This window comes from Pseudomonas sp. CFBP13508 (assembly GCF_005233515.1).
Lineage (GTDB): Bacteria > Pseudomonadota > Gammaproteobacteria > Pseudomonadales > Pseudomonadaceae > Aquipseudomonas > Aquipseudomonas mercuritolerans.
Genome location: NZ_QFZZ01000001.1, coordinates 245,555 through 260,195, shown reverse-complemented (window position 1 = coordinate 260,195; position 14,641 = coordinate 245,555). Strand labels below are relative to the sequence as shown.

Annotated in this window: 12 protein-coding genes; 7 read left to right on the top strand and 5 right to left on the bottom strand. The window is 61.4% G+C overall.

Annotated features, from left to right (window positions below):
- Positions 1-219 precede the first annotated feature (219 nt).
- The 4 genes from PspCFBP13508_RS01235 to PspCFBP13508_RS01220 form a co-directional block, all read right to left on the bottom strand.
- Positions 220-1,185, bottom strand: coding sequence for a Gfo/Idh/MocA family oxidoreductase (locus tag PspCFBP13508_RS01235; RefSeq protein WP_137213411.1), 966 nt, complete (start codon positions 1,183-1,185; stop codon positions 220-222).
- Between the two features lie 9 nt (positions 1,186-1,194).
- Positions 1,195-2,082, bottom strand: a complete 888-nt coding sequence (locus PspCFBP13508_RS01230) for a Dyp-type peroxidase (RefSeq protein WP_137213410.1) — start codon at positions 2,080-2,082, stop codon at positions 1,195-1,197.
- Between the two features lie 75 nt (positions 2,083-2,157).
- Positions 2,158-2,895 (bottom strand): DUF72 domain-containing protein, encoded by a 738-nt coding sequence (locus tag PspCFBP13508_RS01225; RefSeq protein WP_178084463.1) that lies wholly within the window; start codon positions 2,893-2,895, stop codon positions 2,158-2,160.
- Between the two features lie 10 nt (positions 2,896-2,905).
- Entirely contained in the window at positions 2,906-4,693 is a 1,788-nt protein-coding gene (locus PspCFBP13508_RS01220; RefSeq protein ID WP_137213409.1) for a thiamine pyrophosphate-requiring protein, read from the bottom strand.
- 182 nt (positions 4,694-4,875) lie between these two features.
- Between PspCFBP13508_RS01220 and PspCFBP13508_RS01215 the strand changes: the two genes are divergently transcribed.
- The 4 genes from PspCFBP13508_RS01215 (at position 4,876) to PspCFBP13508_RS01200 (ending at position 10,206) form a co-directional block, all read left to right on the top strand.
- On the top strand, positions 4,876-5,379 hold the full coding sequence (locus PspCFBP13508_RS01215; protein ID WP_137213408.1) for a cupin: 504 nt from the start codon (positions 4,876-4,878) through the stop codon (positions 5,377-5,379).
- Positions 5,380-5,608: 229 nt separating this feature from the next.
- On the top strand, positions 5,609-6,448 hold the full coding sequence (gene yghU / locus PspCFBP13508_RS01210; RefSeq protein WP_137213407.1) for a glutathione-dependent disulfide-bond oxidoreductase: 840 nt from the start codon (positions 5,609-5,611) through the stop codon (positions 6,446-6,448).
- Between the two features lie 268 nt (positions 6,449-6,716).
- Positions 6,717-8,885 (top strand): TonB-dependent siderophore receptor, encoded by a 2,169-nt coding sequence (locus PspCFBP13508_RS01205; RefSeq protein ID WP_137213406.1) that lies wholly within the window; start codon positions 6,717-6,719, stop codon positions 8,883-8,885.
- Positions 8,886-9,012: 127 nt separating this feature from the next.
- Entirely contained in the window at positions 9,013-10,206 is a 1,194-nt protein-coding gene (locus PspCFBP13508_RS01200; RefSeq protein ID WP_024012698.1) for a GAF domain-containing sensor histidine kinase, read from the top strand.
- 8 nt (positions 10,207-10,214) lie between these two features.
- Here PspCFBP13508_RS01200 and PspCFBP13508_RS01195 read toward each other — a convergent pair whose 3' ends face one another.
- Positions 10,215-11,147: an AraC family transcriptional regulator gene (locus PspCFBP13508_RS01195; protein WP_024012697.1), complete on the bottom strand. Its 933-nt coding sequence runs from the start codon at positions 11,145-11,147 to the stop codon at positions 10,215-10,217.
- Positions 11,148-11,688: 541 nt separating this feature from the next.
- Between PspCFBP13508_RS01195 and PspCFBP13508_RS01190 the strand changes: the two genes are divergently transcribed.
- The 3 genes from PspCFBP13508_RS01190 (at position 11,689) to PspCFBP13508_RS01180 (ending at position 14,622) form a co-directional block, all read left to right on the top strand.
- Entirely contained in the window at positions 11,689-13,038 is a 1,350-nt protein-coding gene (locus PspCFBP13508_RS01190) for an MFS transporter (RefSeq protein ID WP_122507058.1), read from the top strand.
- A 98-nt stretch (positions 13,039-13,136) separates the two neighbouring features.
- Positions 13,137-13,829: a fumarylacetoacetate hydrolase family protein gene (locus PspCFBP13508_RS01185; protein WP_137213405.1), complete on the top strand. Its 693-nt coding sequence runs from the start codon at positions 13,137-13,139 to the stop codon at positions 13,827-13,829.
- Between the two features lie 34 nt (positions 13,830-13,863).
- Positions 13,864-14,622 (top strand): SDR family oxidoreductase, encoded by a 759-nt coding sequence (locus tag PspCFBP13508_RS01180; protein ID WP_137213404.1) that lies wholly within the window; start codon positions 13,864-13,866, stop codon positions 14,620-14,622.
- Positions 14,623-14,641: the final 19 nt, after the last annotated feature.

The following is a 14,641-nucleotide window of genomic DNA, read 5'->3' as shown; positions in this document are numbered from 1 at the left end:
TCACTTGTCATAACGAGTTATGACGTGATCTTAGGGAGGTTATGACGAGGTTGAGAAATATTGTTTGGGCATAACCTTAGATGCGCGTTGCGCCGGCAAAACCTGTGGGACATCTGTGGGAGCGAGCCTGCTCGCGAAAGCATCCTGTCAGTCAGTACTTTAGTGACTGACACACCGCTTTCGCGAGCAGGCTCGCTCCCACAGGGGATCGTGAGCTATTCAGCGTTTGAGGATCCAGTCCATGACCCAATCGGTCTTGACGGCTTGCTCGGCCACGGCGGGATGCTGTGAATCACCACGAATATGCGCATTCATTCCCAGCACGTGATGCCACTGAATATGCTCGTGATGAGCAATCTCCAGGCTGATCTGCTCATCGGCATCCAGCTGCACCGGATGCTCGTCAAACACCGAAAACCCGATCCGCCCTTTGCTGCCGATAATCTCGACGCGATCCTCCCGGCGGTCCGCAACAAAGTTCCAGCAGCCCATACCCAGCGTCCCGGAGGCGAACCGCCAAGTGGCGCTGACCGCATCTTCGGCGGCGTACAGACCCGCCTGACGCGCGGTGAAGCCGGCGACTTCAACGATGTCGCCGAGCAGATACTGGAACAGGTCGAGACCATGGCTGGCCAGATCGGCAAAGTAGCCGCCGCCAGCCACCGCCGGGTCGGTGCGCCAATTATCGCGACCGTCGAGATCCGCCGGCGACGGCGCTTTGGTCAGCGTCCAGCTCAGATGGCGAACCTCGCCGATGCGCCCCTCCTCCAGCCATTGCCGCACCTGGGCGAAGCGCGGCAGCGAGCGGCGGTAATAGGAGACGAACAGGTGCAGACCGGCAGCGGCAAACGCTTGCTGCATCTCGCGGCTTTGCCCGGCGTTGAGCGCCATGGGCTTTTCCACGCAGCAATGCTTGCCGGCGGCGGCGACTTTCAGGCTATAGGCGTGGTGGCTGTCGGGTGGCGTGGCGATGTACACCGCATCCACTTCGGGATCGTTGATCAGCGCATCGACATCGGTATAGACGCGGCTGATGCCGTGGCGCGCGGCATAGTCGGTCACCGCTTCGAGGCGTCGGCCCATCACTGCAACCAGCGCCGAACCGGGCGCCTTGTAAAAGGCCGGCCCGCTCTTGCGTTCAGCGACACTGCCGCAACCGATCATGCCCCAGCGCACCACGTTCATAGGCAGTCCTCAGCCGATGCGCAACGCGCGCAGATCAAGGCGTCCGTCCTTGAGCGGCGGGCACCAGTAGTAGCCGCCGGTGATTGGCCGGCTGATCTGGTACAGGCCATCGGCGATACCGTCTTCCAGACCGCTCATGCGCCGCAGCTGTGCTTCGAAGGCATCGAGGGAGAAACCGAAAGCGAGGAACATCAAACCGGCACGATCGCCTTCAATCCATGGCATCGAGCGGCGCACGACGAACGCTTCCGGCGCGAAGCTCTCTTGCGCGGTGCGTTTGACGTGGGCGGAGATCGGCGCGTCGTCGATTTCTTCGTTATCGCTCAAGCGCCGTCCCATGATGTCGTCCTTGGCCCCGGCAGACAGGCGATGAAAACCCTTGAGGTCGTGCTGCCACTGCTGGATCGCGGCGAAGCTGCCACCGACCAGCCCGTCCGCGCCACTGCTCAGCAGCGCGGCCGCGACAGCGGCGTCATCGTGAGGGTTTTCCGTGCCATCTTCGTAACCGGTGAGGTCGTGGCCGTCCATGTGGCGGAAGGCTTCCTGCATCTCGACCAGACGCAAGGCCGGGGCCAGCGCGGCTTCGATAGCGTTGCAGCGGTTGAGCAGCTCGCCACGGTCGACACCGTGCAGCCAGATCCACAGGGCATGCTGGGTCGACGGGTTGTTCACGCCAACGCCGGTCAGCGCCGGGAAGCTGCGCAGGCCAGCGATTTCGACATTCAGCGCCTTGGTCAACGACTCACCAAAGCCAACCACCGCCGACTTGCCATCCACCAGCATCAGCAGGTTGTCGATCGCTTGCGGCAAGGCTTCCACCGACGCCAGGGCGAAAAACAGATGACGTGCTTGCGCAGGAACAGGGGTAGCGAGAATGCCCGGCTGGTAGTAACTCATGTGAACTCCTTGAAAAAGTGCGCGGAGTTTACCTGTAGCCGGATCGTTTGTGTGGGTTGGCGAGAGCGTCGTGGTTCAGCGTTCAACGCCTTCGATCAACGCCTTCAAAGCCAGCGCATCGGCCGTGGCGGCACCGCTGGCGGTGTTGTCGAAGATGCACCAGATGTCTCTGCCGTCGGCCTTCGCGCGCCGCAGGTTCTGAGCAAGCTGTTGCAGATAGGCCGCTTCATAAGCGCTGTGATAAATCCGTGGCGAGCCGTGCAGGCGCCAATACTGCAGGCCTTGCCAGCCACCCGGTGCGGTGTCGCTGCTGATCCGCGAGGGATCGACCACCGCCTGGGCAATCTGCAGATCCACCAGCACTGCCTCAGCCTCAGTCCAAGATTCGTGTCGCGGTTCCAGCACCACACTGCCCTTGAACCGCTCGCGCAGGGCATGAAAAAAAGCCTCGGCGACCGGTGCCTCAAACGCCAGTTTCGGTGGCAGTTGCATCAGCAGGCAGCCGAGTCGATCACCCAAGCCCTGGCACTGTCCGAGAAATTCATCGAGCGCGGCCGCGCTGTCCGCCAGCCGCTGTTCATGGGTGATGAGCTTCGGCACTTTCACTGCAAAGCGAAAGTCCGGTGCTACCGAGTCGGCCCAGCGTTCGTAGGTCTGACGCCGATGCGGGCGATAGAACGAGCTATTGATTTCCACACAGTTGAAGCGCGCGGCGTAGCGTTGCAGGTGCGTGCCCTCGGCGGGGAATGCCGGCCAGTGCTCGCGCCCGAGACTCCAGCCGGCGCAACCGATGAATATCGCTGGTTCGTTCAAGCGCGCACCGTCATTTCTTGCCCGGCAACACGGCGCCCAGCACCTGCTTGGCGGTCTGCACGATCACCCCGGCTTCGTCCGGATCGCCCTTGAGCAGGGTCGTGGCGAATTTCTTCGCTTGCTCAAGCTTGATGTGCGGTGGCAGCGGCGGCACGTTCGGGTCGGTCTTGAACTCGATCAGCACCGGCACTTCCGAGGCGAGTGCCTGTTCCCACGCAGCGGCGACCTCTTCTTCACGGTCAACGAAAATGCCCTTGAGGCCAATGGAGATCGCGAACAGGTGATACGGCACGTCCGGAATGCTTTGCGACGCTTCGAACTTCGGATCGCCCTCCATCACCCGCTGCTCCCAGGTGACCTGGTTGAGGTCTTCGTTGTTGAACACCGCGCAGATCCATTTCGGGCTCTGCCATTGCCGCCAGTATTTGGCGACAGTGATCAGCTCGGCCATGTTGTTCATCTGCATCGCGCCGTCGCCGACCAGGGCAATGACCGGGCGTTCCGGGAAGGCGAACTTGGCCGCGATCGCATAGGGCACCGCCGCGCCCATCGAGGCCAGGCCACCGGACAGTGAGCATTTCATGCCGCGACGGATTTTCAGGTCGCGGGCGAACCAGTTGGCGCAAGAGCCAGAGTCGCTGGTGATAATCGCCTGCTCGGGCAAACGCGGCGACAACTCGTAGACCACTCGTTGCGGGTTGACCGGATCGGCTTTGGCCATGGCGCGTTTTTCCAGGGTTTTCTCCCAACTCCCGCGCCAGCCTTCGATCTTCTTGCGCCATTTGTTCGAGGTCTTTTGTTCCAGCAGCGGCAGCAACGCGGCGAGGGTTTCCGCTGAATCACCGACCAGATTGACCTCCATCGGAAAACGCAGGCTGAGCATGTCCGGCTGCAAGTCGATCTGCACGCCGCGCGCCTGGCCTTCCTTGGGCAGAAACTCGGAATACGGGAAGCCCGAACCGATCATCAGCAAGGTGTCGCACTCGCTCATCAGCTTGTAGCTGGGCTCGGTGCCGAGCAGGCCGATGCTGCCGGTGACCCACTGCAAATCGTCAGGCAATGCGGCTTTGCCCAACAGGGCTTTGGCGACACCGGCGCCGAGTTTCTCCGCCACGGCGATGACCAGATCGGTCGCCTCCAGCGCACCGGCACCGACCAGAATCGCGACTTTCTCGCCGCTGTTCAGTACCTCGGCGGCGCGTTGCAGATCGGCTGCATAAGGAACGACTTTCGGCTTGCTGTAGCCGACGCCGGAATGCGCGGTGCCATGGGCGCGCGCCGGTTGTTCGTAGGGCAGATCCTGCAAGTCATTGGGCAGAATCAACGCGGTGACGCGGCGCTCGCCGACCGCAGTGCGCACCGCGCGATCAAGCAGATGGCGCACTTGCGACGGCGCCGAAGCCTGCTGCACAAACGCACCGGCGACATCCTTGAACATCGACACCAGATCCAGCTCCTGCTGGTAGTGACTGCCCAGCGCCGTGCGCGCCTGCTGACCGACGATGGCCAGCACCGGCATGTGGTCCATGCGCGCATCGTAGAGGCCGGTGATCAGGTGCGAAGCGCCGGGGCCGGAGGTGGCGATGCAAACGCCCAGCTCGCCAGTGAACTTGGCGTGGGCCGAGGCCATGAACGCAGCCATTTCCTCGTGCCGTGCCTGAACGAATTCGATCTTGCCTTTGGCCCGGCTCATGGCGCCGAACACGCCGTTGATGCCATCCCCCGGATAACCAAAAATCCGCGTGACGCCCCATTCGCTGAGCCGCTCAACCAGAAAATCACCAACTGTCATCGTCATCTTGACCCTCGCCATTTACCGCTGCATGGACATGTAAGGGTCTGGACAGCCCGCTGCGCGATGAAGTTTCGCTGGATTTTCCGGGTATCAACTTCGGCGCCGTGTTTGCGCGGCAATGATTTTTTTGAGGCGATTGCCCTGCGCTGCGGTCGACTGATAAATCGAGCGAAGGAGGATTGGCCATGACTGAAGTGCAAACCCTGCTGCTTCAACGCAATGACTGGGTGCCGAACAATCCGCGTCTGCCAGTACTGATATACCGCAGCGCGATTGCCGTTGAAGGCGACGATCCGGCCGGGCGCTTCGAGCAGACGTTCGGTGCCAATGGCTGGCCGGCGCAGTGGCGCTACGGCATTTATGACTATCACCACTACCACACTGAAGGCCACGAAGTGCTTGGCGTGGCGGCCGGTCAGGCGCGGTTGATGTTGGGCGGGCCTGACGGCCAAGTCGTCGACGTCAGCGCCGGGGATGTGCTGTTGCTGCCGGCCGGGACCGGGCACTGCAATCTGGGCTCGAGTGAGGATTTTCTGGTGGTGGGTGCTTATCCGCCGGGGCAGCAGGCGGATATTTGCCGGGCCGCGCCGAGTGATGCGCAGTTGGCGCGGATTGCGGGGCTGGCGTTTCCTGAGACAGATCCGGTGCAGGGAGTCGGGGGTGCGGTTGGGCGGTATTGGAGCCGTTAGGCGCGGCGACACTGCCGACGCTTCGCGAGCAGGCTCGCTCCCACAATGAATACGGGTGAACCCTGTTTCTCTGTCCAATACATACCCCTGTGGGAGCGAGCCTGCTCGCGAAGGCGGCAGATCGGCTTACATCATTCAATATGAATAACCGCACTCACCGCTGGCACCCGCCGGAAATTTTCCCTACGGTGTCTACCTGTTCTCTCCCAGCATCGACGAGGTCCGTTTCATGAGCAATGCGTCTTACGTTCCGCCCAAGGTCTGGAAACACGAAGCCCCTTCCGGCGGCCACTTCGCCAGCATCAACCGGCCGATCGCCGGGCCGACCCACGATAAGGAACTGCCGGTCGGCAAGCATCCGCTGCAACTGTATTCGCTGGCCACGCCCAACGGTGTGAAAGTCACCATCATGCTCGAAGAGCTGCTTGCACTCGGGCACAGCGAGGCCGAATACGACGCTTGGCTGATCCGCATTGGCGAAGGCGATCAGTTCTCCAGCGGCTTTGTCGAAGTCAACCCGAACTCGAAAATCCCGGCGCTGCTGGATCGCAGCGTCGAGCCGCCGATCCGGGTGTTCGAGTCCGGTTCGATCCTGCTGTATCTCGCGGAAAAGTTCGGCGCCTTGCTGCCCAAGGATCCGGCCGGTCGCACCGAAACCCTCAACTGGCTGTTCTGGCAAATGGGCTCGGCGCCGTATCTGGGCGGCGGTTTCGGGCACTTCTACGCGTATGCGCCGGAGAAGCTCGAATACCCGATCAACCGCTTCACCATGGAAGCCAAACGGCAGCTGGATGTGCTCAACCGCCGTCTCGCTGATAACGCCTATCTGGCCGGCGACGATTACACCATCGCCGACATCGCCGTGTGGCCCTGGTACGGGCAACTGGTGCGCAACAACGTTTACTCGGCGGCGGAATTTCTCGCCGCGCACGAGTACACCCATGTGCAGCGCTGGGCCGAAGAAATCGCCAAGCGGCCAGCGGTAATCCGTGGGCAGCGAGTGAATCGCACCTGGGGTGATGAAGACAGTCAGGTACCGGAGCGGCATGAGGCGAAGGATCTGGGCTGATAGCAAAAACCGCATAGCCCTGTGGGAGCGAGCCTGCTCGCGAAGGCGGAGTATCAGACAACGCATCTGTTGAATGACCCACCGCCTTCGCGAGCAGGCTCGCTCCCACATTTGCGTCCGAAGGCCATCGAATCCAATTGTGAAAAAATCGTTAACTAACTGACTCGTACGGGTTTATTCCCCCGGAAACTTCCGACATACTAATGCGAATAATTCTTACATGCACTCGCATTAGTTTCGTTTGGGTAAATCTTGGGGAAGCAGATAGATGTCGTTTCACACCATTCACCGCCGCTCGAACCTTTCACCTAACCTCCTCGCAATCGCCATCGGCATGGCCAGCATCGCTCCTGCGTTGGCTGAAGAAACCGCAGCCACTGCGCCCACCAATGGCCCGCTGGAACTGCAAGCGACCGAAATCGGCGCCACGCAGATGAGCAGCACCACCGAAGACACGCAGTCCTACACCACCGGCCCGATGCAGACCGCGACCAAGCTGTCGCTGACCATGCGCGAAACGCCGCAGGCGGTGACGGTGATCACTCGCCAGCGCATGGACGACCAGAACATGACCAGCGTCAACGACGTGGTGCGCGGCACGCCGGGGCTGTTCCTCAGCGAGGCCAGCGGCCCGGGCCGGCAGACTTACAAGGCGCGCGGTTTCGACATCGACAACATCATGTACGACGGTCTGCCCAGCTCGTATTCGCCGTTCACTTTGGCAGTGCAACCGAATCTGGCGATGTTCGACCGGGTGGAAATCGTCCGTGGTGCGACCGGCCTGGTCACCGGTGCCGGCAACCCGTCGGCGGCGATCAACATGGTGCGCAAGCGTCCGACCGCTGACCAGCGCGTGACCCTCACCGGCGCCGCCGGCAGCTGGGATGACTACCGTGGCGAAGTCGATGCCTCCAGCCCGCTGAACGACAGCGGCACCCTGCGTGGCCGGGTGGTGACGTCGTATCAGGGCGCCGACAGTTTCCGCGACAAGGAAGAAAACGATCACGGCCTGTTCTACGCCATCGGTGAAGCCGACCTGAGTGACAGCACCACCGCGACCCTCGGCTTCTCGCGGCAAAACGATCAGACCAACTATTTCTGGGGCGGCCTGCCGATCGGCGAAGACGGCCACCACCTCGACCTGCCCCGCTCCACCTACCCGGGCACCGATTGGGAAAACCGCAAGCTGCAGGTCGACACCGTGTTCGGTGAAGTCGAACACCGTTTCGCCAATGACTGGAAACTGCACCTCGGCGGTTCGACCTCAACCCTCGAGGGCGAATTCTCCGGCACGTACCTGTCGCGCTACGACGGCCCGCTGGAAACCACCGCCTACCAATCGCACCACACCGACAAGCAACTCGCCTTCGACGGTTTCGCCAGCGGCCCGTTCGAAGCCTTCGGCCGTACCCACGAATTGGTAGTCGGCGCCAGCAACCGCGTGTACGACGCCACCACCAAGGAATACGCGCCCTACGACACCGGCCTGCCGATCGCCGCGCCCAAGCCTGACTTCGTGCGCAGTGGCAAGTCGCGCAACGTCACCACCCAGGACGCGGTTTACCTGACCACGCGCTTGAGCCTGGCCGATCCGCTGACGCTGATCCTCGGCAGTCGTCTGGACTGGTATGACTACGACGATCGCAGTGCCGACGGTGACTTCAAGGTCACGCGCAACCTGACCCGTTACGCCGGCCTGATCTACAAACTCGATGACCATCACTCGGTCTACGCCAGCTACACCGACATCTTCACCCCGCAAACCCAGAAGGACCTCGGCGGCAAAGTGCTTGAGCCGATTGTCGGTGAAAACTACGAAGTCGGTATCAAGGGCGAATATTTCGACGGCGCGCTGAACGGCAGCGTGGCAGTGTTCCAGATGGACCAGACCAACCGCGCCACTCAGGCAGCAACCCAGCTCGGCTGCCCGGAACTGACCTGCTATGAAACCTCCGGCAAGGTTCGCGCCCAAGGCGTGGACATGGAACTGCAAGGTGCACTGACCGAGCAATGGCAAGTCGGCGCCGGCTACACCTACACCCGCGCCCACTACATCAAGGACGAAAACCCGGCCAACAATAACCAGAAATTCGACACCGACATGCCCGAGCACCTGTTCAAGGTCTCCACCGTGTATCGTTTCAAAGGCCCGCTGGAAAAACTGCGCGTGGGCGGCAACGTCTACTGGCAGAGCCGCATGTACAACGACATCGCTCTGGCCAACGGCGGCAGCTATCGCCTCGAACAGGGCGGCTACGCGGTCACAGACCTGATGGCCGGTTACGAGGTCAACAAGCACCTCGACCTGCAGGTCAATGCCAACAACATCTTTGACCGCAAGTACTATTCCTCCATCGGCACCGACGTGACCTGGGGCTCGACCGATAACTACGGCACCCCGCGCAGCTACATGATGACCGCCAAGTACAAGTTCTGAGGCGATAGCGCTCAGCAAGCACCACACAGGGCGCCGGGAGTTTTCCCGGTGCCCTTTTTTGCAGGTTCATTAGGCAAGGCCGGTAATTACCGATAGTCTCTGGCGACACTTTCGCGAAGCACCGGCCATGCCCCAGACAGATTTCTCCTCCGACCTCGAAGCCATCGGCAGCATTGACGCTGTGCCGGTGATCCTGAGCATGGTCAAGCATATGACCGGCATGCGCTTCGCCGCCGTAGCGCGGGTCACCGAGAGCAAGTGGATCGCCTGCGCCGTGGATGATTCGATTGACTTCGGCCTGTTGCCCGGCGGCGAACTGGTGCTGGAATCGACGATTTGTCATGAGATCCGTCAGCACCATCAGCCGGTGATCTTCGGCCATGCCAGCCAGCACCCGCTGTTCTCCACGCATCACACGCCGAAAACCTACGGTCTGGAAAGCTACATTTCCATTCCGATCATCAAGGCCGATGGCGAGTTCTTCGGCACGCTGTGCGCCATTGATTCGGTGCCGGCGAACCTCGACGACCCGGCCATCGAAAAGACCCTCACCCTCTTCGCCCAATTGATTGCGATGAGCCTGGATACCCAAGGCCATTTGCACGCGACCAAAACCGCGCTGGCCGATGCCAACGAAATGGGCCGTCTGCGCGAGCAGTTCATCGCCGTACTGGGCCATGACTTGCGCACGCCCCTCAGCGCCATTCGCATGAGCGCCGATCTGCTGGAAAGCAAAGTCGAGGACAAGCGCTCGCGCACGCTGCTGTCGGCGATTCGCACCAGCTCGGTGCGCATGGGCGTGCTGATCGAAAACATCCTCGACTTCGCTCGGGGTCGGCTCGGCAGTGGCATCCCGGTACAGCGCAAACTGGTCGATGACTTGCAGCAAACGCTGCGCCAGACCCTGGAAGAAATCCAGGTGGCCTACCCGCAGGCGAAGTTTATCGATTCGCTGGAGGTGCCGGCCGGGGTCTATTGCGACCCGCTGCGGATCAGCCAGTTGTTGTCGAATCTGCTGGGCAACGCCGTGACCCACGGCTCCACCGCCGAACCGATCGTGCTCAAAGCCTTTGCCGAGGGCGACGAAATCGTTATTTCGTTGACCAATCAGGGCACGCCGATCCCGCCTGCGCTGATGCCGCTGCTGTTCGAACCGTTTTCCCGTTCCGAAGCAGGCCAGCGTCATGAAGGGTTGGGACTGGGCTTGTACATCGCCGGGCAGATTGCCAATGCGCACAACGGCACCTTGAGCGTGACATCCGACCGTGAAACGGGCACCTGTTTTGTCGCGCGCTTCCCTGCCCGCTTCAAGTGGGTCTGAGCGCCGTTCTAAGTATTCAGTGGCGTCTGCGGCGTGTCGGGGTTGAGCTGGCGGCGGCGGAACTGCCCCGGTGGCTGGCCATGAATCTGGCGAAACCGCCGGGAAAAATAGGCCTCATCGGCGAACCCGCACAACCGCGCCACCTCGCCCACCGAGCGCGTACTGTTGAGGAGGAAGTTGCGCGCCGCGTGCATGCGCCGCTCCAGCACCAGCTCGGTGAAGGTCTTGCCGATCTCTTTGCGCAACCAGTGCGTCAGGTAGGTCGGTGACAGATAGGTCGCAGCGGCGACTTTGATCAGGTTGAGATCAGGATCGGCGATGTTCTTCCGCAAATACTCGAACATGCGGCTCAAGGCGTCGCGACGACTGTTCTCGGCAGCATTCTCTTCGGCCAGGCGCTTGAGCGGCTCGGCGTAGAGAAAACACACGCTGCCGATCATCTGCAGCAACAAGCCCTTGAGCATTTCCCGCGTGCCGAACTGACGGTTCTCATCGAGTGCGCGCATCTGTTCGATCAGGCCGCAGACCTGAGCGAAATCCTCATCGCCCAAAATGAAATCCAGATGTTCCTGAAAGCGGAACGGCGACAGCTCAGGCGCGAGCAGGATCGACACCTCTTCCAGATCCATCGGGTCGCATTGCAGATGCGGCAATAGAAACGTCTGGGAAAAATTGATGACGATGAAATTACTGTCTGCGGGATGCGGAATCACATGCACGCGGTGCGGCAGGATGAACGCCAGAGTGTTGCGCGGGAATGGCCGCTGCACGCTGCCGATGTGCTGCACGGTGTCGCCACCGAGGTTGATCTGGATCTGGAAGTACTCGTGCCGGTGCGGCGCGGTTTCGGCGCGCCGACCCTTTTTGTCGCGAATGTAGAAATCGGTCAATTCGCTGCGTTGCTGCATGACGTAAGTCGGGATACGGCTGGGTGAAGACATGGGCAGAAGGTCCTCCGGGCAGTGAGGTAGCGCCTGTCATCTTGCAGGGTTGGGCGGTGGGCGGCAATGAGTCATACGATGACGTTAGCTTTTTTGAAAGAAGCCACGCCATGTGCCTGTCCAAAAACCGCATTATTATAAAAATACAATTAGTCGTTATTTTTCATACGCTTGGGAGTTGGATCTGATCTTTATTCTCAAGACAAATCGTATTTATCTTTTTGGACACGTTCGCCAAACCCACTTTTTTCAAGAAAAAACGTTCTAACCCATCGGTTGATTTAGAACCGTTGTACGACCACTGTAATGACCAACGCAGCCCAACCTCTTTCAAAAACAATCAAAGGTGCGCACGTCATGATCCTGCTATTTCCCCTCGCCGCCCCGCCCGACCTCCCCTTGAAATCAATCGCACAAAGACGTTCCTGAACGTCTGAAACCCGCGCTGCAAGCCGTCCGATTGCCTTGCCCCACACGTTGCGGGCAACGGCATCGGCTGCTCGAAAAATCTCGACTCTTCTAACAATAACGAGGTCTCCGCATGTCCAACTCCCATTCTTCCAGTGCCACGGTGCCGCCGGTGATTGCCGGTGCACGCGATGCCGTTACGGCGCAGCGCCTGCCTACGCGGCGGCGCTGGTTCATGCTGTCGCTGCTGCTGATCGCGACGATCATCAATTACATCGACCGGGTGAACATCTCGATCGCCGCGCCATTCATGGCCAAGGACCTGGGCCTGGACAAGATCGAGATGGGCCTGATCTTTTCCGCGTTCGCCTGGACCTATGCCTTGGCGCTGGTGCCGGCCGGCTTCATTGCCGATCGGTTTGGCTCGCGCTTCACCTACGGCGTTTCGCTGATCAGCTGGTCGACCGTCACCGTCTGCCAGGGCTTCGCCACAGGATTTGCTTCGCTGTTCGGCCTGCGCCTGGCGGTCGGCGCCATGGAAGCCCCGGCTTTTCCGGCCAACAGCCGCGCAGTGACGGTGTGGTTTCCGGCGCGGGAACGCGGGATGGCCAGCAGCATTTACGTGTGCGGCCAGTACCTCGGCACGGCGCTGTTCACCGGCGCGCTGTTATGGCTGGCGACCACTTTTGACTGGCGCCACGTGTTCTACAGCACCGGCGCACTCGGCATCGTCTTCGGTGTGCTGTGGCTGTACCTGTATCGCGATCCGCTGAACTGCAAGAAAGTCAGCCAGGAAGAATTGAAGTACATCGAAACCGGCGGCGGTCTGGTCAAGAGCAGCCAGGAGCGCACCCGCTTCAACTGGCGGCAGATTGCCGAGCTGTTCAGCTATCGGCAGATCTGGGCGATCTGCATCGGCAAATTCGCCAGCACCTCGGCGCTGTACTTCTTCCTTACCTGGTTCCCGACCTACCTGATCGAAGAACGCAAACTGACCATGATCAAGGCCGGGATCTTCGCCGTGCTGCCCTTCGTCGGTGCCACGGTGGGGATTCTGCTGGCCGGCATCGTTTCCGACCTGCTGATCCGTCGCGGCTACTCGATGTCGTTTGCGCGCAAGTTGCCGCTGGTGGTCGGTTCGATGCTGGGCATGTCGATCGTGCTGGTCAATTTCACCGACTCCAACCTGATCTGCATCGCCGTGCTGACCATCGCCTTCTTCGCCCAGGGCATCGCGTCCTCGTCGTGGGCGGCGGTATCGGAAGTCGCGCCGAAAGAGCTGATCGGCCTCACCGGCGGCATTACCAGCCTGGCGGCGAACATCGGCGGCATCGTCACGCCGATCGTGATCGGCGCCATCGTCCACGCCACCGGCACCTTCGCCTATGCCTTCTGGTTTATTGGCGGCGTCGCGCTGATCGGCACCCTCTCCTATTCGTTACTGCTCGGACGCCTGTATCGCATCGAGCTGAAGGTGCGCTGAGGCAAGAACCCGGATTTGTCCAAACACAGGCGGCTTTCGTCCAACTTCGCCGACGCCAGCCGCCGTACGCTGCCCTTTCAAACAGGATGACCCGCAGGATGAACATGACCGAATACGTCTTTACCCCGGATCTGCCGGTGACCTTGCCGGTGCTCGGCACCGAGCAGCGCTTCCCCGTTGGCCGGGTGTTCTGTGTCGGCCGCAACTACCCATGGCCGGACTCTCAAGGCCAGTCGCGCCAGCCGCCGGTGTTTTTCATGAAACCGCCGAGCTGCGTGGTCGACGCCGTCGGCGACATCGCCTTCCCCTCAGTGTGCGAGGACTTCGTTCACGAAATCGAACTGGTCGTCGCAATTGGTGAAGGCGGCGCCAATATCCCCGAGGATCAAGCGCTCGCCTACGTGTGGGGCTACGCCGCCGGCCTCGACCTGACCCGCCGCGATGTGCAACGCGCAGCCAAGAGCAACGGCTTGCCGTGGGAAGGCGCCAAGGTGTTCGACGGCGCCGCGCCGATGACTGCCGTCGTCCCGGTGAGCCGCAGCGGCCATCCCGAGGGCGAGTTGTGGCTGAACGTCAACGGCGAAGAACGCCAGCGCGACAATCTCGACAGCCAGATCTGGTCGGTCAGTGAAGTAATCGCGCGCATCTCGCAATCCGTGGCCCTGCGCGCCGGCGACCTGATCATGACCGGCAGCCCCGCCGGCGTTGACAGCCTGCAACCGGGCGACGTGATCAGCGCTGGCATAGACGGCATCGGCCACCTGGAAATGCTCGTCGGCCCACGGCCCTGATTCCAGCGGATTGAGAAAAAAGGAGAACAACAATATGACGACCTCTTTGAAAGTTGCGCTGGTCACCGGCGCCGGCAGTGGCATCGGCCGCGCTGTGGCGCTGGGCCTGATGGCCGACGGCTTCACCCTCGTGCTCGCCGGTCGCCGGCCCGAGCCCTTGCAAGCGCTGGCCGAACTGGCGCTGAGCCAGGGTTATCAAGCCTTGGCGGTGCCCACCGACGTGCGTGATCCGGCCAGTGTCGACGTGCTGTTCGCGACCATTGCCGAGGTCTACGGGCGCCTCGATGTGGTCTTTAACAACGCCGGCGTCAACGCCCCCGCCGTGCCGCTGGACGAGCTGACCTTCGAGCAGTGGCGCAACGTGATCGACACCAACCTCAACGGTGTCTTTCTCTGCGCTCGCGGCGCGTTTGGGCTGATGCGCAAACAACAGCCGCAGGGCGGACGAATCATCAACAACGGCTCGATTTCCGCACACACACCGCGCCCGTTCAGCAGCGCCTACACCGCGAGCAAACACGCCGTGCTCGGCCTGACCAAATCCCTGGCGCTGGACGGCCGCGAATTCAACATCGTCTGTAGCCAGATCGACATCGGCAATGCCCTGACGGAAATGTCGGTGCGCATGACCAAAGGCGTACGCCAGGCCAACGGCAGCATCGCCGTCGAACCGATGGTCGACGTCAAACACGTCGCCGACGCGGTGCGCTACATCGCCGGCCTGCCGCTGTCGGCCAACGTCCTGAACATGACCGTCATGGCCAGCGCCATGCCGTTTGCCGGCCGCGGTTGAGCCGGCCTTTTTATTGCGT

What these genes read in the sequence shown, in the direction of transcription:
- PspCFBP13508_RS01235 (WP_137213411.1), bottom strand. Translation starts at nt 1,185, where the DNA reads ATGAACGTGGTGCGCTGGGGCATGATCGGTTGCGGCAGTGTCGCTGAA.
- PspCFBP13508_RS01230 (WP_137213410.1), bottom strand. Translation starts at nt 2,082, where the DNA reads ATGAGTTACTACCAGCCGGGCATTCTCGCTACCCCTGTTCCTGCGCAA.
- PspCFBP13508_RS01220 (WP_137213409.1), bottom strand. Translation starts at nt 4,693, where the DNA reads ATGACGATGACAGTTGGTGATTTTCTGGTTGAGCGGCTCAGCGAATGG.
- PspCFBP13508_RS01215 (WP_137213408.1), top strand. Translation starts at nt 4,876, where the DNA reads ATGACTGAAGTGCAAACCCTGCTGCTTCAACGCAATGACTGGGTGCCG.
- yghU (WP_137213407.1), top strand. Translation starts at nt 5,609, where the DNA reads ATGAGCAATGCGTCTTACGTTCCGCCCAAGGTCTGGAAACACGAAGCC.
- PspCFBP13508_RS01205 (WP_137213406.1), top strand. Translation starts at nt 6,717, where the DNA reads ATGTCGTTTCACACCATTCACCGCCGCTCGAACCTTTCACCTAACCTC.
- PspCFBP13508_RS01200 (WP_024012698.1), top strand. Translation starts at nt 9,013, where the DNA reads ATGCCCCAGACAGATTTCTCCTCCGACCTCGAAGCCATCGGCAGCATT.
- PspCFBP13508_RS01195 (WP_024012697.1), bottom strand. Translation starts at nt 11,147, where the DNA reads ATGTCTTCACCCAGCCGTATCCCGACTTACGTCATGCAGCAACGCAGC.
- PspCFBP13508_RS01190 (WP_122507058.1), top strand. Translation starts at nt 11,689, where the DNA reads ATGTCCAACTCCCATTCTTCCAGTGCCACGGTGCCGCCGGTGATTGCC.
- PspCFBP13508_RS01185 (WP_137213405.1), top strand. Translation starts at nt 13,137, where the DNA reads ATGAACATGACCGAATACGTCTTTACCCCGGATCTGCCGGTGACCTTG.
- PspCFBP13508_RS01180 (WP_137213404.1), top strand. Translation starts at nt 13,864, where the DNA reads ATGACGACCTCTTTGAAAGTTGCGCTGGTCACCGGCGCCGGCAGTGGC.